Source organism: Pseudomonas sp. PHC1 (genome assembly GCF_046487845.1).
In the GTDB taxonomy this organism is placed as follows: domain Bacteria; phylum Pseudomonadota; class Gammaproteobacteria; order Pseudomonadales; family Pseudomonadaceae; genus Aquipseudomonas; species Aquipseudomonas sputi.
This window is the reverse complement of the sequence record NZ_JBJXHJ010000002.1, coordinates 85,725-104,491: the sequence shown is the minus strand read 5'-3', so window position 1 is coordinate 104,491 and position 18,767 is coordinate 85,725. Positions and strand designations below refer to the sequence as shown.

The 18,767-nt window shown below is 62.4% G+C and carries 17 protein-coding genes; 7 read left to right on the top strand and 10 right to left on the bottom strand.

The window, feature by feature from the left end:
• Positions 1-19 precede the first annotated feature (19 nt).
• From ACKJSM_RS03005 to ACKJSM_RS02990, 4 genes are all read right to left on the bottom strand, one after another.
• The gene (locus ACKJSM_RS03005; RefSeq protein ID WP_236178921.1) at positions 20-991 is read right to left on the bottom strand and encodes a FecR domain-containing protein; all 972 of its coding nucleotides are present in this window, start codon (positions 989-991) and stop codon (positions 20-22) included.
• Entirely contained in the window at positions 988-1,506 is a 519-nt protein-coding gene (locus ACKJSM_RS03000) for an RNA polymerase sigma factor (protein ID WP_039768032.1), read from the bottom strand. The genes ACKJSM_RS03005 and ACKJSM_RS03000 overlap by 4 nt, the downstream gene beginning before the upstream one ends.
• A 110-nt stretch (positions 1,507-1,616) precedes the next feature.
• A complete protein-coding gene (locus ACKJSM_RS02995; RefSeq protein ID WP_410236584.1) occupies positions 1,617-2,324 on the bottom strand; it encodes a PolC-type DNA polymerase III in 708 nt (235 codons plus the stop codon).
• Complete coding sequence (locus tag ACKJSM_RS02990; protein WP_410236583.1) at positions 2,321-4,261, bottom strand: putative nucleotidyltransferase substrate binding domain-containing protein; 1,941 nt, start codon at positions 4,259-4,261, stop codon at positions 2,321-2,323. The genes ACKJSM_RS02995 and ACKJSM_RS02990 overlap by 4 nt, the downstream gene beginning before the upstream one ends.
• Before the next feature lie 253 nt (positions 4,262-4,514).
• Between ACKJSM_RS02990 and ACKJSM_RS02985 the strand changes: the two genes are divergently transcribed.
• Complete coding sequence (locus ACKJSM_RS02985) at positions 4,515-4,961, top strand: response regulator (protein WP_410236582.1); 447 nt, start codon at positions 4,515-4,517, stop codon at positions 4,959-4,961.
• 198 nt (positions 4,962-5,159) lie between these two features.
• Here ACKJSM_RS02985 and ACKJSM_RS02980 read toward each other — a convergent pair whose 3' ends face one another.
• Positions 5,160-7,337 (bottom strand): malate synthase G, encoded by a 2,178-nt coding sequence (locus ACKJSM_RS02980; protein ID WP_410236581.1) that lies wholly within the window; start codon positions 7,335-7,337, stop codon positions 5,160-5,162.
• 445 nt (positions 7,338-7,782) lie between these two features.
• Here ACKJSM_RS02980 and ACKJSM_RS02975 point away from each other — a divergent pair, with 445 nt between their 5' ends.
• Positions 7,783-8,301 (top strand): glycine cleavage system protein R, encoded by a 519-nt coding sequence (locus ACKJSM_RS02975; RefSeq protein ID WP_011336250.1) that lies wholly within the window; start codon positions 7,783-7,785, stop codon positions 8,299-8,301.
• Between the two features lie 223 nt (positions 8,302-8,524).
• Here the strand turns inward: ACKJSM_RS02975 and rarD are convergent, their stop codons facing one another.
• The 5 genes from rarD to ACKJSM_RS02950 all read right to left on the bottom strand — a co-directional run bounded on the left by rarD (position 8,525) and on the right by ACKJSM_RS02950 (position 14,100).
• The gene (rarD, locus tag ACKJSM_RS02970) at positions 8,525-9,412 is read right to left on the bottom strand and encodes an EamA family transporter RarD (protein WP_410236580.1); all 888 of its coding nucleotides are present in this window, start codon (positions 9,410-9,412) and stop codon (positions 8,525-8,527) included.
• Between the two features lie 66 nt (positions 9,413-9,478).
• Positions 9,479-10,453, bottom strand: coding sequence for a serine/threonine protein kinase (locus tag ACKJSM_RS02965; RefSeq protein WP_007959832.1), 975 nt, complete (start codon positions 10,451-10,453; stop codon positions 9,479-9,481).
• 116 nt (positions 10,454-10,569) lie between these two features.
• Positions 10,570-12,471, bottom strand: a complete 1,902-nt coding sequence (locus ACKJSM_RS02960) for a PhoX family protein (RefSeq protein WP_410236579.1) — start codon at positions 12,469-12,471, stop codon at positions 10,570-10,572.
• A 68-nt stretch (positions 12,472-12,539) separates the two neighbouring features.
• Complete coding sequence (locus ACKJSM_RS02955; RefSeq protein WP_236178929.1) at positions 12,540-13,304, bottom strand: TOBE domain-containing protein; 765 nt, start codon at positions 13,302-13,304, stop codon at positions 12,540-12,542.
• Positions 13,305-13,362: 58 nt separating this feature from the next.
• Positions 13,363-14,100, bottom strand: coding sequence for a ComF family protein (locus ACKJSM_RS02950; protein WP_410236578.1), 738 nt, complete (start codon positions 14,098-14,100; stop codon positions 13,363-13,365).
• A 91-nt stretch (positions 14,101-14,191) separates the two neighbouring features.
• Between ACKJSM_RS02950 and bioB the strand changes: the two genes are divergently transcribed.
• The 5 genes from bioB (at position 14,192) to bioD (ending at position 18,695) form a co-directional block, all read left to right on the top strand.
• Positions 14,192-15,247 (top strand): biotin synthase BioB, encoded by a 1,056-nt coding sequence (bioB, locus tag ACKJSM_RS02945; protein WP_236178931.1) that lies wholly within the window; start codon positions 14,192-14,194, stop codon positions 15,245-15,247.
• Positions 15,248-15,316: 69 nt separating this feature from the next.
• Positions 15,317-16,495 (top strand): 8-amino-7-oxononanoate synthase, encoded by a 1,179-nt coding sequence (gene bioF, locus ACKJSM_RS02940; protein ID WP_410236577.1) that lies wholly within the window; start codon positions 15,317-15,319, stop codon positions 16,493-16,495.
• The gene (locus ACKJSM_RS02935) at positions 16,488-17,219 is read left to right on the top strand and encodes an alpha/beta fold hydrolase (RefSeq protein WP_410236576.1); all 732 of its coding nucleotides are present in this window, start codon (positions 16,488-16,490) and stop codon (positions 17,217-17,219) included. Before bioF ends, ACKJSM_RS02935 begins: the two co-directional genes overlap by 8 nt.
• A complete protein-coding gene (bioC, locus tag ACKJSM_RS02930; protein ID WP_410236575.1) occupies positions 17,212-18,018 on the top strand; it encodes a malonyl-ACP O-methyltransferase BioC in 807 nt (268 codons plus the stop codon). The genes ACKJSM_RS02935 and bioC overlap by 8 nt, the downstream gene beginning before the upstream one ends.
• On the top strand, positions 18,015-18,695 hold the full coding sequence (bioD, locus tag ACKJSM_RS02925) for a dethiobiotin synthase (RefSeq protein WP_007959854.1): 681 nt from the start codon (positions 18,015-18,017) through the stop codon (positions 18,693-18,695). The genes bioC and bioD overlap by 4 nt, the downstream gene beginning before the upstream one ends.
• Positions 18,696-18,767 lie beyond the last annotated feature (72 nt).

Sequence of the window (18,767 nt, the reverse complement as noted above, 5' to 3'; positions counted from 1 at the left end):
GGGCAGGCAACGCTGAATGTCAGGGCTTCGGATCAGCCTTGGCCACGGTCACCCACCATGGCGTGTGCTGCTCGATCTGCACCGGCAGAGTTGGCAGCAGGGCATTCAACGCCTTGTCGGTGTCGTGCAGCGGGAAGCTGCCAGTGATGCGCAGGTCGGCGACTTCCGGCGCAATACCCAGATGGCCGCGACGATAACGACCGAGTTCATGCACCAGGTCCTCCAGCCGCGCGTTGTCCACCACCAGCATGCCGCGGGTCCAGGCATCGGCGCCTGGGGTGAGCGCCACCACCGAATCCAGACCGCTGTGGCGGATCAGCACTTGCTGGCCTTCGCGCAGGATCTGTTCCTGCGGATCGGATTGCGGATGCGCCGCCACCGCCGACTGCAACACGCTCAGGCGCGTGCCGGCGTCTTCGCGCTTGACCAGGAACCGCGTGCCGAGGGCGCGCATGCTGCCCTCGGCGGTTTCGACAATGAACGGCCTTGCATCGCCGTGACCGGTTTCGACGAGGATTTCGCCTTCCTGCAACACGATCAGCCGTTGCTGTTCATCGAAGCGGACATCCACGGCACTGTGGGTATTCAGGTTAAGCACGGTGCCGTCGGCCAGGCGCACGGTGCGCTGTTCGCCGGTGGCGGTGCGTTGATCGGCGAGCCAGTAATCCAGCGGCAGATAGCGCTCGCCGGCAAACAACGCCAGCCCGACCACTGCCACGACGCTGGCCAATCCGCTGCCCAGCTTGCGCACCCGGCGACGGATGCCTTCGCGCGATTGCAGCAACGCGGTGCGTGCCGGGCCATTGGCCACGCTGAATCGCTGGTCGAGCATGCCCAGCTGGCGCCAGGCGCGAGCGTGTTCTTCGTTGGCCGCGTGCCATTTGGCAAATTCTTCGCGCTCCAGTGGCGAGCTGGAGTCGAGGGTCAATTGCCAGGCAATCGCCGCGTCCAGCACATGGGCCGGGACCGGTCGGGAACTGGCCGGGCTCATGTCGGCTCACCGTACAGTGCGATGTAGCACTGGCGGATGCCCTGGGCCAGGTACTGGCGCACGCGTGGGACCGACACACCGAGTTTGTCGGCGATTTCGGCGTGGGTCAGACCGTCGAGACGGTTATAGAGGAAAGCGGCGCGGGCCTTGGTCGACAGCTTGCCGAGCATGCGGTCGATGGCCTTGAGGTCTTCGAGGATCAGTTGCTGTTCTTCGACCGAGGGCTGTTCGCCTTCGGGGATCAGCATCAGTTCGGTCAGATACGCCTGTTCCAGCGCGGCCCGGCGGAAGTAGTCGAACAACAACCCTTTGGCGATCGCCACCAGAAACGCCCGGGGTTCACGGGGTGTCAGCAGTTCGTCGCGGCCGAGCAGACGGACGAAAGTGTCCTGGCTCAGGTCTTCGGCCCGTTGCGGACAGGCCACATTGCGGCGCAGCCAGGCCAGCAGCCAGCCACGGTGGTCGCGATACAACGCACCGACGAGCTCGCTGTGAGGGCTTTGGGCTGAGGACACGACGACACCGACTGGGAAGTGTTAACTAACGAGAATTGTTCGCGATTGTGGCAGAGGTGGGAATGGTTAGCAATTGGCCACCGGTCGGGTTGTCGGGCGACAACCCGGATTCAGAACGAATGCGTCTGCTGGCGGCGTTTCCACTGACTCAGGCGTTGCTGCAGATTCAGCGGGCTGTGGATTTGCTGCTGGCGTGCCCGGCTGAACAGGATCAGCGCCAGTTCCGCCGTGGCCAGTGCATCGGCACTCGCATGGTGACGTTCGAACACTTCGAGCTTGAACCAGTCGATCCACTCGTCCAGCCCCGCCTCGCGAATGTGTGCCTGCGGACATAGCAGCGGGGCGATCTGCGCCACATCGAGAAACACCGTCTGCAACTTGTGTCCCAGATGTTCTTTCAGCGCGCGGCCGAGCATGTGCTGGTCGAAAGAGGCGTGAAACGCCAGCACCGGACTGTCGCCGATAAACTCCAGCAGCTCGACCAGGGCTTCGGTGGGCTCGCTGCCCGCGGCAATCGTGCTCGGTGCCAGACCGTGGATCAACACACTCGCGCCGAGTTTCAGTTCGCGGCATTGCAGGGTGCGTTCAAACTGCTGACTGAAGTCGATCGCCCCGTCCTCGATCACCACCGCGCCGATCGACAGCACCTGATCCTTGTTCAGGTTCAGCCCGGTGGTTTCCAGGTCCAGGACCACCCAGCGCTGTTCCCGCAGGCTGCATTCGCGCAGTTGGCCGATGGCCGGCAGTTTCGCCAGGCGCTGTTGCAGGTCACCCGGCACAACGGGGTTGGCCGGACGCAGCCACGAAAACAGGCTCATAGCTGATACCGCAAGGTCAGGCTGCTTTGCAGGCGCTGGGCCTGGCGCAGGGATTCACGCAGGATGCGCCGGTCCAGATGATTGAGGCTGTCGGGATCGACCCGATTCGAATACGGCTGGTTTTCCCGGGTCTGCAGTTGATGCTGCTGCATGCGCGTCTGCTGGATGAAGTGGTAGGCCTCTTCGTACGCGGCGCCATCCAGCCGGTCGATGACGTCTTTATCCACCAGTTGGCGGAACCGTTCGAGGGTGTTGTTGGCGTCGATGCCGTTGGCCAGCGCGAGCAAGCGGGCACCGTCGACAAACGGGGTCAGGCCCTGGATTTTCAGGTCCAGCGTGGCTTTCTCGCCGTTCTTGCGGGTCAGCACGAACTCACGGAACCGTCCCACCGGCGGACGGTTGCGCAAGGCGTTTTCCGCCATCATCCGCTGGAACAGACGATTGTCGCCGACCTGATCGAGAATGCCCCGGCGCAGTTGCTCGCAGCCGTGTTCATCACCCCAGACCACGCGCAGGTCGAAATAGATGCTGGAGCCCAACAGGTTCTCCGGCGTCGCCTCGCGGATGAACGCGGCAAAGCGTCGGGCCCACTCGGCGCGGGACAGGCACAGCTCTGGATTACCGGCCATGACGTTGCCCTTGCACAGGGTGAAGCCGCATTGTGCCAGGCTGTTATTGATCTGCTGGGCGATGGGCAGCAGCTTGCCGCGAATCTCCGCCGCATGGGCCGCATCCCGCGCATCGAACAGAATGCCGTTGTCCTGATCGGTGTGCAGGGTCTGCTCACGCCGGCCTTCGCTGCCAAAGCACAGCCAACTGAACGGCACGCCGGGGTCGCCTTTTTCGGCGAGGGTCAGCTCGATCACCCGGCACACGGTGTGATCGTTGAGCAGGGTGATGATGTGGGTGATCTGGGTAGACGAGGCGCCGTGAGCGAGCATGCGTTCTACCAATTGGCCGATCTCGCCGCGCAGGGTCACCAGTTGCTCGACCCGCTGGGCGCTGCGAATGGTGCGCGCCAGGTGCACCAGATCGACCCGTTGCAGCGAGAACAGATCTCGCTCGGAAACCACGCCGCACAGGCGTTGGTCCTTGACCAGGCAAACATGGGCGATATGCCGTTCGGTCATGGCAATCGCCGCGTCGAAAGCGCTGTGATCCGGCGTCAGATAGAACGGCGAGGGCGTCATGTGGCGTTCGATCGGCTCGCTGAAATCGCCAACCCCTTCCGCCACGACATGCCGCAGGTCGCGCAGGGTGAAAATCCCCAGCGGCGCTTTGTGGTCGTCCACCGCGACGATGCTGCCGACCTGTTGTTCGTGCATCAGCTTCACCGCTTCGCGCAGCGGGGTGGAAGGGCTGCACGTCACCGGATGGCGCATGGCCAATTCGCCAAGGCGGGTGTTCAGCGAATACTGGGTGCCGAGGGTTTCCACGGCTTTTTGCTGGACTTGCTGGTTGACCTGATCGAGCAGGCTGCTGACCCCGCGCAGGGCGAAATCGCGAAAAGTGCTCGAGAGGGCGAACAGCTTGATGAACGCCGGTTTGTTCAGTTGCAGGCAGAAAGTGTCTTCGCCGGCCAGGTGTTCGGTGCGGGTCGCCCGCTCGCCGAGCAGCGCGGCGAGGGGAAAACACTCGCCGGTGGTGATTTCAAATGTGGTTTCGGTACCGCCCTTGGCCGTGTGCGGACGCTCGCCGACCACTCGGCCCTGCTTGACGATGTAGAAGTGTTCGACCGGCCCGTCGGCGGGTTTGATGATGCTCTCGCCCTGACCGTAGAAGCGCAACTGACATTGTTCCACCAGGTAGGCCAGGTGGGCATGTTCCATTTGATTGAAAGGGGGGAAGCGCTGGAGGAATTGCAAAGTGCCCTGAATGTTCTGCAACACCGCGGTTTTCCCTGCCTGGGTGAAGGCGTCCGCTTTACTCATAACCATTACCGCAGTCTTTTTCGAATTGTTGTTGTCGGATCGTTGCAGCCATGGTCGACCCCATCGCGCGGGGTGCCCATTGGACGTAAGTCTAGGTTGGGCATGCCGTTGGGTAGTTTTCGGATATGCCCTACAAAATCAGTCGGAAATTCTTCGGTTCGCCCCTTGGAAAAAAATCCGACGAAGTGCACATTGAAGCTCTGCCCAGCGATGTCTGACCACTGTGCCAGGGGATCGATTTGAAAACGTAGAGAACGCCATGTCCGACCACGATATTTTGAGCGACGCCGAGCGCGAGGCGCTCAGTGCTGTAATGCTCGAACCCGATCTGCCACCGCAGCGTGTATTGATCGTCGATGACGACAAGGACGCCCGGGAGTTGTTGTCGGAAATTCTCGGGTTGGACGGTATTCGTTGCATGACCGCGGCCAGCGGTGAGTCTGCCCTGAAGATGCTCGCGGAAAAACCTTCGATCGGGTTGGTGATCACCGACCTGCGCATGGGCAACGTCGATGGTCTGGAGTTGGTCCGCCAGGTGCGCGAGTCAGTGCGGGCGGCGATGCCGATCATCATTGTTTCGGGCGATGCGGACGTGAAGGACGCGATTGCGGCGATGCATCTGAGCGTGGTGGATTTTCTGCTCAAACCGATCGATACCGCCAAACTGCTCGGTCTCGTCAAACATGAGTTGGGGATCGAGCCCTGAAAATCAATTGTCAGCGCTCCCACGCTCCGCGTGGTAGTGCCTCAATAGACGCTCTGCGTCTGCTGTCGGGACGCGGAGCGTCCTAGGCTGCATTCCCACGCGGAGCGTGGGAACGATCTAAAACTCAGGCAGATATCACAAACAAAAAAAGCCCTGATCGAAAGATCAGGGCTTTTTCATGTTCGGCATCCTCGCAGGTTACAGGCCGTTGGCAGCCTTGAACTCCCGGCGACGACGGTGCAGAACCGGCTCGGTGTAGCCGTTCGGCTGTTTGGTGCCTTCGATCACCAGTTCGACCGCCGCCTGGAAGGCGATGTTGCTGTCGAAGTTCGGGGCCAGCGGACGGTACAGCGGGTCGTTGGCGTTCTGGCGGTCCACCACCGGCGCCATGCGCTTGAGGCTTTCCATCACTTGCGCTTCGGTGACCACCCCGTGGCGCAGCCAGTTGGCGATGTGCTGGCTGGAGATACGCAGCGTCGCACGGTCTTCCATCAGGCCGACGTCGTTGATGTCCGGCACTTTCGAGCAGCCCACGCCCTGATCGATCCAGCGCACCACGTAACCGAGAATGCCCTGGGCGTTGTTGTCCAGTTCGTTCTTGATCTGCTCTGGCGTCCAGTTCGGGTTGACCGCCAGCGGGATGGTCAGGATGTCATCGACCGAAGCGCGGGCACGTTTGGCCAGCTCGGCCTGACGGGCGAACACGTCGACCTTGTGGTAGTGCAGCGCGTGCAGCGCAGCGGCGGTCGGTGACGGAACCCAGGCGGTGTTGGCGCCGGCCAGCGGGTGAACGATTTTCTGTTCGAGCATCGCCGCCATCAGGTCGGGCATCGCCCACATGCCTTTACCGATTTGCGCACGACCTTGCAGGCCGGTGCTCAGACCGATATCGACGTTCCAGTTTTCGTAGGCGCCGATCCACTTCTCGGCCTTCATGTCGGCCTTGCGTACCATCGGGCCGGCTTCCATGGAGGTGTGGATTTCATCGCCGGTGCGGTCGAGAAAACCGGTGTTGATGAACACCACGCGCTCGCTGGCAGCCTGGATACAGGCCTTGAGGTTGACCGTGGTGCGGCGTTCCTCGTCCATGATCCCGACTTTCAGGGTGTTGCGCTTGAGGCCCAGCCCGTCTTCGATGCGAGCGAACAGCTCGTTGGTGAACGCCGCTTCTTCCGGGCCGTGCATCTTCGGTTTAACGATGTAGACGGAACCGGTGCGGGTGTTCTTGCGCGAAGTGTTGCCGTTCAGGTTGTGCATCGCCGCCAGGCAAGTCACCAGACCGTCGAGGATGCCTTCCGGCACTTCGTTGCCGTGCTTGTCGAGGATCGCGTCGATGGTCATCAGGTGACCGACGTTGCGCACGAACAGCAGCGAGCGGCCGTGCAGGGTCAGTTCGCTGCCGTCGACCCTGGTGTAGGTGCGATCCGGGTTCATGGTGCGGGTGAAGGTCTGGCCGCCCTTGGACACGGCTTCGGCGAGGTCGCCCTTCATCAGACCCAGCCAGTTGCGGTAGATCACCACCTTGTCGTCGGCATCGACGGCCGCCACGGAGTCTTCGCAGTCCATGATGGTGGTCAGCGCCGCTTCCATCAGGATGTCTTTGACGCCGGCGGCATCGGTCTGGCCGACCGGGGTGCTGGCATCGATCTGGATTTCGAAATGCAGGCCGTTGTTTTTCAGCAGGATCGCGATCGGCGCACTGGCGTCGCCCTGAAAACCGATCAGTTGCGCGTCGTTGCGCAGGCCGCTGGTGCTGCCGCCCTTGAGGGTGACCAGCAGTTTGCCGTCAGCGATCTGGTAGCCGGTGGAATCGACGTGGGAGCCGGCCTCCAGTGGTGCCGCTTCGTCGAGGAACGCACGGGCGAAGGCGATGACTTTGTCGCCACGCACCTTGTTGTAGCCTTTGCCTTTTTCCGCGCCGCCGGCTTCGCTGATGGCGTCGGTGCCATACAGGGCGTCGTACAGCGAACCCCAGCGGGCGTTCGAGGCGTTGAGGGCGAAGCGGGCGTTCATCACCGGCACCACGAGTTGCGGGCCGGCGGTACGGGCGATTTCGTCATCGACGTTTTGCGTCGTTGCCTGGAAATCAGCCGCTTCTGGCAGCAGATAACCGATTTCTTGCAGGAAGGCTTTATAGGCCACGGCGTCGTGCGGCTGACCGGCACGGCTTTGGTGCCAGCCATCGATACGAGCCTGGAAGTCATCGCGTTTGGCGAGTAGGGCTTTGTTCTTCGGCGCCAGGTCGTGAATGACCTTGTCGGCACCTTCCCAGAATTTGTCGGCGGTGAGGCCGGTACCGGGAATGGCTTCGTTGTTCACGAAGTCGAACAGGACTTTGGCGACCTGCAGGCCACCGACTTGAACGTGTTCAGTCATTGCTTGCCTCACTCTGCTCAGCTATTTCGCTTTTCAGCTCTTCAATTTAACAATGAAGCCTCTGGCCATTTAAACCACAAACCCCTTGACCAGTACATGCCATCGCTGGCGGCTGGGTTGGGACCAATCAACGGCTTGGGGGCCTTGCTGACGGGGCTTTCAGGGTTGCGAACGTGCCTTGGGCAGACATCGATCCAGCGTTATGTAGTGCGCGCTGCGGCATACTACATGATGAGTTGCGGTTGTGAAAATCAGACTAATTACGTCGTTCTGCGACCCCATGACGCATTGCGGTCACGGCGCGGATCGGGATGTTCTCAAAAAACCAATGGATTGTTCCAGTTAAATATAAAAAGTTGTACACGATTTGTGACTTCGAGCGTCTGAGGCGCGCTTGCCTATACTTGCTTTTCTATAACAAAAGTCATGACAAGAGGGCTGCGCCATGGATCACCTCGTACTCACCGTCTTCGCACCGGACAAGCCCGGGCAGGTCGAGCGCATCGCCCAATGCATTGCCGAACACGGCGGCAACTGGCTGGAAAGCCGCATGTCGCGGATGGCCGGGCAGTTTGCCGGGATTTTGCGGGTGGGCGTGCCGGCGGAGGCTTACGACGAATTAGTCGATGCCTTACAAGCACTGTCGGCTCAGGGCATTCGCGTGCTGGTGGCCGAAAGCGGTATCGAACAGGCCTGCACCTGGAAACCGATCGCCATGGAGCTGGTGGGCAATGACCGACCGGGCATCGTGCGCGACATCACTCGGCTGCTGAGCGAGCAGGGCGTGAATCTGGAAAGGTTGGTGACCGAAGTACGTCCGGCCCCCATGAGCAGTGAGCCGCTATTCCACGCTGAAGCCATTTTGGCGGTGCCGCTGACCCTGTCCCTGGACGTGCTGCAATCGCGCCTGGAAACCCTGGCCGATGACTTGATGGTCGAACTGGTGTTGCGCACCGACCTGTGAAGACGGATCGGGTTATCCAGTTTAAACCTGCACCTGCCTGTGGATAACCTGTAGAGACCAAGCGCCAAGTCACGTCCGCCGTGGCTTGGCGAGAATTGATCAAAAAACCGCCAGCATTCAGTGACTTGCGCACAAACGGCGGGGATCACGTTGTGGATAACCTTGGGAAGGAACGTTACAGGCCACGAGAACCGTGGCCTGTGGAGGTTTGTACGTTTTTTGATCAGCTGCGCCGGCGCAGGCTCAGCCATGCATCGACGCTGTACACCGCCAGACCGGCCCAGATAAACATGAAGGCGATCAGCGTGCTGGACGACAGGTGCTCGCCGAACAGCAGCACGGCTTGCAGCAGCACCAGCGTCGGCGCCAGGTATTGCAGGAAACCGAGGGTGGTGTAGGGCAGGTGCCGCGCTGCCGCGTTGAAGCACACCAGCGGCACCAGCGTCACCGGACCGGCCGCCACCAGCCACCAGGCTTCGGAGGTGGTCCAGAACTCGGCCTGGGCACTGGTTGCAGTCGGATTGAACAGCAGCCACGCGATAGCGATCGGCACCAGCATCCAGGTTTCCACCACCAGCCCCGGCAACGCCTTGACCGGAGCCTGTTTGCGGATCAGCCCGTAGAAACCGAAGGTCAGCGCCAGCGCCAGCGAGACCCACGGCAGACTGCCGACCTGCCAGACCTGCTGCGCCACACCGACCGCCGCCAGACCAACCGCCAGCCACTGCATGCGCCGCAAGCGTTCGCCGAGGATCAGCATGCCCAACAACACGTTCACCAGCGGGTTGATGTAGTAACCCAGGCTCGCTTCCAGCATTCGGCCGTTGTTCACCGACCACACGTAGGTCAGCCAGTTGGCCGCGATCAAGGTGCCGCTGAGCGCGAGAATCGCCAGACGTTTCGGGTTGTTGCGCAGCTCCTGCCACCAGCCGGGATGCTTCCACACCATCAACAGCAGCGCGCCGAACAGCGCTGACCACAGCACCCGGTGAATGATGATTTCCACCGCCGGCACTTCGGCGATGGCTTTGAAGTAGAGCGGGAACAATCCCCAGATGATGTAGGCGCTCAGGCCCAGAATGTACCCGCGACGCGGGTTGGCGGCTTGCATGCAGAATCCTTGCTCAGGCAACTGACAAAGCAGCGATTGTACGGGCAGTTGTCTAGACGTGTCGTGTCAGAAAAGCTTCAACGGCTCTTCGTTCAGCGCCGCCAGTTGCTCGCGCAACGCCAGTACCTGATCGCCCCAATACCGCTCGCTGCCGAACCACGGAAAGCTGCGGGGGAACGCCGGATCATCCCAGCGCCGGGCCAGCCACGCGCTGTAATGCATCAGGCGCAGGGCGCGCAGCGGTTCGATCAGCGCCAGTTCGCGCGGGTCGAAGTCATGGAATTCGTTGTAGCCGTCCATCAATTCCGACAACTGCCCCAGACAATCCTGACGGTCGCCGGCAAGCATCATCCAGATGTCCTGCACTGCCGGGCCCATGCGGCAGTCGTCGAGGTCGACGATGTGGAACATCTCGTCGCGGCACATCATGTTGCCGGGGTGGCAGTCGCCGTGCATGCGGATGTTCTGGTGCGGCGTGTTGGCGTAGACGTCTTCCACACGCTTGAGCAGGTCGCGGGCGACGGACTCGTAGGCCGGCAGCAGGCTTTTGGGGATGAAGTTGCCTTCCAGCAGTGTGGTCAGCGAGTCATGGCCGAAGTTCTTCACCGCCAGCGCCTCGCGGTGTTCGAACGGTTTGGTGCCGCCGACCGCGTGCATGCGCCCGAGCAACTGGCCGAGGCGATACAGCTGATCGAGATTGCCCGGCTCCGGCGCCCGGCCACCGCGACGGGGAAACAGGGTGAAACGAAAACCGGCGTGTTCGTGCAGGGTTTCGCCGTTGTGGATCAGTGGCGCAACCACGGGGATTTCGACGTCGGCCAGCTCGAAGGTGAACTGGTGCTCTTCCAGGATCGCTTCGTTGGTCCAGCGCTGCGGGCGATAGAACTTGGCGATCAGCGGTTCCGAGTCTTCGATGCCGACCTGATAGACGCGGTTTTCGTAACTGTTGAGCGCCAGAATGCGCGCGTCGCTGAGGAAGCCGATGCTTTCGACGGCATCGAGCACGAGGTCTGGGGTGAGGGTTTCAAACGGGTGGGCCATGCTGACTCCTGCGCGCAGCAGGCTGCCGCGTCCGGCTCAGCATGGTAGCGCAGACGGGCTGTCTTGAGTGGGATCGTTCCCGTGCCGCGCACGGGAACGATCAGCGCGTCGTCCGATCAGGCGCCGACGATCCCGCCATCTTCACGGGTAATCGCCATCACCGATGACCGCGGCTTGCCGTTCGGCAGGTGCTCGGGGAAGGTCGAACCGCCGTTCTCGCCCGGGTGCTGAATGCCGACGAACAGGGTTTTCTGATCCGGCGAGAAGCTGATCCCGGTGACTTCACAACCGATCGGCCCGACCATGAATCGACGAATCTCGCCGGTCGCCGGATCGGCGCAGAGCATCTGGTTGTTGCCCATCCCGGCGAAGTCACCGGTGTTGCTCGAATCACCGTCGGTGAGAATCCACAACCGTCCGGCCTTGTCGAAGCCGAGGCCGTCCGGGCTGTTGAACATGTTCTGCGGGGTGATATTCGACGAACCGCCCTTCGGTGTCCCGGCGTGCACGCCCGGGTTGCCGGCGACCACGAACAGATCCCAGGCGAACGTCTTCGCCGCGTGATCGTCGCGGTCGGTGCGCCAGCGCAGAATCTGCCCGTAGACGTTCTTCTCGCGCGGGTTCGGTCCGCCCACCGGTTGGCCGTCTTCGCCGCGCTTGGCGTTGTTGGTCAGGGTGCAATAGACCTGGCCGTCTTTCGGGCTGACCACGATCCATTCCGGACGGTCCATGCGCGTGGCGCCGACCACGCTGGCGGCGAGTCGCGCATGAATCAGCACTTCGGCCTGATCGGCGAACCCGCTGCTGGCGTCGATGCCGTTCTTGCCGTGGGTCAGTTCGATCCACTGGCCCTGGCCTTTCGGGTGATCCGGATTGCCGTCGCCGGCATCGAATTTGGCGACGTACAGCGTGCCGTGATCGAGGATGTCGCGGTTGGCCTTGGCGTTGCGGTGATTGATCTTGTCGCGGCTGACGAATTTGTAGATGAACTCGCCGCGTTCGTCGTCGCCCATGTACACCACGGCGCGACCGTCGTCGGTCTCGGCCAGCGCGGCGTTTTCATGTTTGAAGCGGCCCAGCGCGGTACGTTTGACCGGCGTCGATTGCGGGTCGAACGGATCGATCTCCACGACCCAGCCGTGACGGTTGAGTTCGTTCGGGTTCTTGGCCATGTCGAAGCGCGGATCGAATGGATGCCAGTTGATCTCACGGCTGGCGGCCGACACGCCGTAGCGCTTCTGCGTCGGGTCGAACTGTTGCTGGGCGTTGCTGCTGCCGAAGCAGTCGGTGAAGTTCTCTTCGCAGGTCAGATAAGTGCCCCACGGCGTCTTGCCGTTGGCGCAGTTCTGGAAGGTGCCGAGGACTTTCTTGCCGTGTTTGTCGGCGCTGGTTTTCATCAGCTCGTGGCCGGCGGCCGGGCCGCTGATACGCAGCGGCGAGTTGCCGTGAATGCGCCGGTTGTAGCGCGAGCCCTGGACGAACTGCCACTGACCGTTCTTGCGCTGGACTTCGATCACCGACACGCCTTCGCAGGCCAGGGCCTTGCGCACGTCCTCGGCCGACTGCGGCATGCCGCCGTGCGGGTAGAGGTAGCGGTAGTTGGTGTATTCGTTGTTGATCGCCATCAACGCGCGGTTTTTCTCGCCCGGGAATTCGAACAGGCTCATGCCGTCGTTGTTGTCGCCGAACTGCACTTCCTGTGCGGCCGCGGTGCCATTGCCGCTAGGGTCGAAGGCCGGGCCGTTCTTGTGCAGCGGCTGACCCCAACTGATCAGCACCGACGACTTGTAGCCCTTGGGCAGGCTGATGGTGTCGGTAGTGGCAGCCGGAATGCTGTCGAAGCCGAGCAGACGGCTGTTGCCGGCGCTGACACTGGCGGCCAGCACGCTGCGACTCAGCAGGTTGCCGCCGAGGAACATCGCCGCGCCACACAGCGCGCCCGCGCTGATGAAACCGCGACGGCTCAGGCCGACCATTTTTTCCAGGTCTGTGGATTGGTTTTCTTCTAGTAGGCTCACATCAGGCTCCCTGCATGGTTTTGGCAGCCACCTTAATGCGGGTCGATGACGCTTTCGTTGCAGTGCGGTCAGAGCGGTGTTCCGAGCAGCACATTGGACGGGGAGAATTGCACCTGCACCGGTTGCTCGACCTTCAGACCACGGCTGCGCAAGTCCAACGGTTCGGCCAGCGCGCACAGGGTCTGGCCGTTGGGCAGGGTGATGCGCACTTCGCTCGGGCCGTCTTCGGCGTCGAGAATCGCCTCGATCCGACCGCTCAACAGGTTGTGGCCGACGGCAGGGGTGGCCTGTGGCGCGAGCAATTCGAGCCAGCCGGCCTTGATCAGCGCCACCACTTCGGTGCCCGGTTGCAGCTCCAGGTGCACGGTGCTGTCGTGGGTGATCTGTGCGTTGATCGACAGACCTTCGGCCAGTTCGAGGCGAATCAGGTCGTTGCGGCCCTGACCTTCGATCAGCACGACTTTGCCGTGCAGCTGATTGCGCGCACTGGTCCTGAGCATCAACCGACCGAGCAGATCCAGGTCGCTGGCGTCCTCGGCCGCCTCCAGCACCTGAGCCTGCAAGGCTTGCAGCTTTTGATACAGACGCAGCACCCGCTCGCCCTCGCTCGACAATCTGGCGCCACCGCCACCCTTGCCGCCGACCGCTCGCTCGACCAGAGGCTTTTGTGCGAGGTTGTTCAACTCATCGATGGCATCCCACGCCGCCTTGTAACTCAGGCCGGCGCTTTTTGCGGCGCGGGTGATCGAGCCCTGTTCGGCGATGTGTTGCAGCAAGGCGATGCGCTGCGGACGGCGGACGATGTGCTGGGACAACAGGCTGGGCAGGGACATGGCGGGCGCTTTGTGCTGAAGGGGTGAGGAAGGACGTTGGCGACTCGTGGCGTATCCGTCAAGCCGCGTCGCCGGGTTTTGGCGTGCGGGCCAGGCAGTACACATCCACCCGCGCGGCGCCGGCGCCCATCAGCAAACGGGCCAGCGCCTGGGCGGTGGCGCCGGTGGTCAGCACGTCGTCGACCAGGGCCAGGTGTCGGCCTTTCACCTGTGCATCGGGACTGAGGGCGAAGGCATGACGCAGATTATGTTTACGCGCCTTGGCGTTGAGGGTCTGCTGGGCGTCGGTATCCTGCACGCGCAAAAGATTGTGTTCCTCGCAAGGCAGGTCGAGTGACTTGCCCAGCCACTGCGCGAGCATCGCCGCTTGATTGAAGCCGCGCTGGCGCAGGCGTTTCGGTGCAAGCGGCACCGGCAGCAGGGCATCCGGGCGAGGCAGGTCTTCTTCGAAGCGATGTTGCAGAAACTCGCCGAGAACGTCGGCGAGCAAGTGGCCAAGCGGCCATTTGCCGTTGTGCTTGAAACGGGTGATCAGGGTGTCCACCGGAAAGCTGTACGTCCAGGGTACGGCCACCTGTTCAAAGGCCGGCGGATCGTTCAGGCAGCCACCACAGGTCAGGCCGGCGGCGAGGGGCAAAGCGCAGGTCCGGCATTGATCGCCCAGCCACGGCAGATCGGTTTCACAGGCGGTGCAGATCGGGATTTGCGCGTCCGCCGGTTCATCGCACAATAAACAGTTCTGTTTGTTTTTTAACCAGATGTAAACCGGTCTTTCGTAGTGTGGTTGACAGCGCATGGCTCTTCCTTAAATATGCCGAACATCCGTGTCGTGCCTGTGGGTATTCCGTTTCCCCAGGCGCCAGCCAAGCATAACCAAGGAAATGCCCATGAGCGCCAGCACCACTGCCACCCTGCGTCACGACTGGACTTTGGCCGAAGTCAAAGCACTCTTCGTTCAGCCATTCAATGACCTGCTGTTCCAGGCGCAGACGGTGCACCGCGCGCATTTCGACGCCAACCGCGTCCAGGTCTCCACGCTGCTGTCGATCAAGACCGGCGCCTGCCCGGAAGATTGCAAATATTGTCCGCAGTCCGGTCACTACAACACGGGGCTGGAAAAAGAAAAGCTGATGGAAGTGCAGAAAGTGCTCGAAGAGGCCGCCCGCGCCAAGGCCATCGGTTCGACCCGTTTCTGCATGGGCGCGGCGTGGAAACATCCATCGGCCAAGGACATGCCTTACGTGCTGAAAATGGTCGAAGGTGTGAAGGCCATGGGCCTGGAAACCTGCATGACCCTCGGTCGTCTCGATCAGGATCAGACCGAAGCCCTGGCCAAGGCCGGGCTCGATTACTACAACCACAACCTCGACACCTCGCCGGAGTTCTACGGCAGCATCATCACCACCCGCACCTATGCCGAGCGTCTGCAAACCCTGGCCTACGTGCGCGACGCGGGGATGAAAATCTGCTCCGGCGGCATCCTCGGCATGGGCGAGTCCCTCGATGACCGCGCCAACCTGCTGATCCAGCTGGCCAACCTGCCAGAGCATCCGGAGTCGGTGCCGATCAACATGCTGGTGAAAGTTGCCGGGACGCCGCTGGAAAACGCCGACGACGTCGATCCGTTCGATTTCATCCGCATGCTCGCCGTGGCGCGGATCCTGATGCCGCAATCCCACGTGCGCCTGTCCGCCGGCCGCGAAGCGATGAACGAGCAGATGCAGGCCCTGGCGTTCCTCGCCGGTGCCAATTCGATCTTCTACGGCGATAAACTGCTGACCACCGCCAACCCGCAGGCCGACAAGGACATGCAGCTGTTCGCGCGTCTGGGCATTCAGCCGGAGGCGCGCGAAGAGCACGCCGACGAAGTGCATCAGGCCGCCATCGAGCAGGCACTGGTGGAGCAGAAGAGCAGCGAGCAGTTCTACAACGCGGCGGTCTGATCGCCCGTTCTTTTTCAGGCGCTGCCTCGGGCGGCGCCTGCTGATTCATTTGCCACCCGTGAGGCTTGCATGTCTTTCGATCTCGCCGCACGCCTTGCTGCCCGTCGTGCCGACAATCTCTACCGCCAGCGCCCGCTGCTTGAGAGCCCGCAAGGGCCGCAAGTGGTGGTCGACGGCCAGCCGTTGCTGGCGTTCTGCAACAACGATTACCTGGGCCTGGCCAATCATCCGCAAGTGATCGAAGCCTGGCGCGCCGGTGCGTCGAAGTGGGGCGTCGGCGGCGGTGCTTCGCATCTGGTGATCGGCCACAGCGGCCCGCACCACGCACTTGAAGAAGCCTTGGCCGACCTCACCGGACGGCCCCGCGCGCTGCTGTTTTCCACCGGTTACATGGCCAACCTCGGCGCGGTCACGGCGCTGGTCGGGCAGGGCGATACGGTGCTGGAGGACCGGCTCAATCATGCGTCGTTGCTGGATGCCGGATTGTTGTCCGGTGCGCGCTTCAATCGTTATCTGCACAACGATGCCGACAGCCTGGCCAAGCGACTGGAGAAAGCCACCGGCAATACTTTGGTGGTCACTGACGGCGTATTCAGCATGGACGGCGACCTTGCGGATCTGCCGGCGCTGGCCCGGGAAGCCAAGGCCAAAGGCGCGTGGCTGATGGTCGACGACGCCCACGGTTTCGGCCCGCTGGGGGCAAACGGTGGCGGGATCGTCGAGCATTTCGGTTTGAGCCAGGAGGACGTGCCGGTGCTGGTCGGCACGCTCGGCAAAGCGTTCGGCACGGCGGGCGCATTCGTTGCCGGCAGTGAAGAGCTGATCGAAAGCCTGATCCAGTTCGCCCGCCCATACATCTACACCACCAGCCAGCCGCCGGCGCTGGCCTGCGCAACCTTGAAAAGCCTGGAACTGTTGCGCAGCGAACACTGGCGCCGCGAGCATTTGCAAACGCTGATCCGCCAGTTCCGCCACGGTGCCGAACAGATCGGTCTGGAACTGATGGACAGCTTCACGCCAATCCAGCCGATCCTGATCGGCGATGCCGGTCGCGCCGTGCGTCTGTCGCAAATGCTGCGCGAGCGTGGGCTGATGGTCACCGCAATCCGTCCGCCGACTGTGCCTGCCGGCAGCGCGCGGCTGCGGGTGACGCTGACCGCCGCCCATAGCGAGGCACAGGTGCAGCTATTGTTAGAAGGACTGGCTGATTGCTTTGCTCAACTCACGTCGGAGCCAAGCCATGCGTGATCGCCTGATTCTGCTACCGGGTTGGGGGCTCGGCGTTTCGCCGCTGGAGCCACTGGCCGCTGCATTGCGCGGACTCGATGAACACCTGCAGGTCGACATCGAGCCGTTGCCGGAACTGGACTCCAGCGATCTGCAAGACTGGCTCGACGAACTCGATGAACGCATCCCCGAAGATGCCTGGCTTGGCGGCTGGTCGCTGGGCGGCATGCTCGCGTCCGAGTTGGCGGCCCGGCGTGGCGAACATTGCTGCGGCTTGCTGACCCTGGCGAGCAATCCTTCGTTTGTCGCCCATGAACAATGGTCGAGCGCGATGCCCGGCGAGACCTTCGATGCGTTTCTGGCCGGCTGCAGCGCCGACCCGCGCACGACCCTCAAGCGATTCTCTCTGCTGTGCGCCCAAGGCGCGCAAGACGCGCGCAGCTTGTCGCGGCTGTTGCTCGGCGGCGCACCGAACACCTCGCCGGCCGCTTTGATGGCCGGTCTGGAGTTGTTGGCGCAGATCGATACGCGGGAAGCCTTGCAGGCGTTTCGTGGCCCGCAACTGCATCTGTTTGGCGGGCTGGACGGGCTGGTGCCGGCGGAAGCCGCGGGCGAGCTGTTCGCGTTGCTGGCGGATGTCGAGATCGGTCTGATCGAACAGGCCAGCCATGCGTTTCTTCTGGAAGACCCCCACGGTGTGGCGGGTGCGATCCAGGCGTTTTTAAGTGAGTGCGGTGATGACTGATCTGTCTGTTGCGGCGTTGCCCGGCGGCTTGCCTGACAAGCGCCAGGTCGCGGCTTCTTTTTCTCGCGCAGCGGCCAGCTATGACAGCGTCGCCGAGTTGCAGCGTGATGTCGGAACGCAGTTGATGAATCGCCTGCCGACGGAGTTTCGGCCGGCACGCTGGCTGGATCTGGGTTGTGGTACCGGTTATTTCACCCGTGCATTGGCCGAGCGATTTGGTGTGGGACTGGCGCTGGATATCGCCGAGGGCATGCTCAATCACGCCCGGCCCTTGGGCGGCGCCACGCACTTCATCGTTGGCGATGCCGAACGTTTGCCGTTGCAGGATTCGACCTGCGATCTGCTCTTCTCCAGCCTCGCCGTGCAGTGGTGCGCGGATTTTGAAGCGGTGCTCGGCGAAGCGCTTCGGGTGCTGAAACCGGGGGGGATTTTTGCGTTTGCTAGTCTTTGTGCAGGGACGCTGTATGAATTGCGCGACAGCTGGCGTCAGGTCGATGGCCTGGTACACGTCAACCGCTTCCGCGAGTTCGCCCGCTACGAGCAATTGTGCGCGGGCAGTGGTCTGCGTACGGTCAGTCTGGAGAATCGGCCGCATGTGCTGCATTACCCGGATGTGCGCAGCCTGACCCATGAACTCAAGGCCCTGGGCGCACATAATCTGAACCCTGGCCGGCCGGGTGGATTGACCGGGCGGGCGCGGATTCTGGGGCTGGTCGAGGCTTACGAGCAGTTCCGTCAGCCCCAGGGGCTGCCAGCGACCTATCAGGTGGTCTACGCCGTGTTGGAGAAACCCTTATGAGCGCAGCCTATTTCATCACCGGAACCGACACTGACGTCGGCAAGACCACCGTTGCCGCGGGGTTGCTGCATGCTGCGCGGTCGGCGGGATTGAGCACGGCAGCGGGCAAACCGGTGGCGTCCGGTTGTGTGGTGACCCCCAGAGGGTTGCGCAATTCCGATGCGCTGGCGTTGCAGGCCGAATGCTCGTTGCCGTTGACGTATCAACAGGTCAACCCGGTGGCGTTCGAGCCAGCGATCGCGCCGCATCTGGCCGCGCGTGAGGCGGGTGTCGCGCTGACCGTGCAATCGTTGCTGGCGCCGATGCGCGAGATTCTGGCCATGAACGCCGACTTCACGCTGATCGAAGGCGCGGGCGGCTGGCGGGTGCCGTTGGCGGATCAGGACAATCTGTCGGATCTGGCCATTGCGTTGAAGCTGCCGGTGATTCTGGTGGTCGGTGTGCGTCTGGGGTGTATCAGCCATGCGCTGTTGACTGCCGAGGCGATTGCCCGGGACGGGCTGCAACTGGCGGGATGGGTGGCGAATATCATTGATCCGAAGACGTCGCGGCTGGAGGAAAACCTGGCGACACTGGCCGAGCGGATTCCGGCGCCGTGCCTGGGGCGGGTGCCGAAACTCAAGGCGGTCAGCGCCGAAGCGGTCGCCGATCACTTGCAACTGGATCTGCTCGACTGATTTTGGCTATGACAAGGCACTGTGCCATTAGTGTTTTTGACGGGTGTTTTTCTGACGCCTCTGGTTCAATGG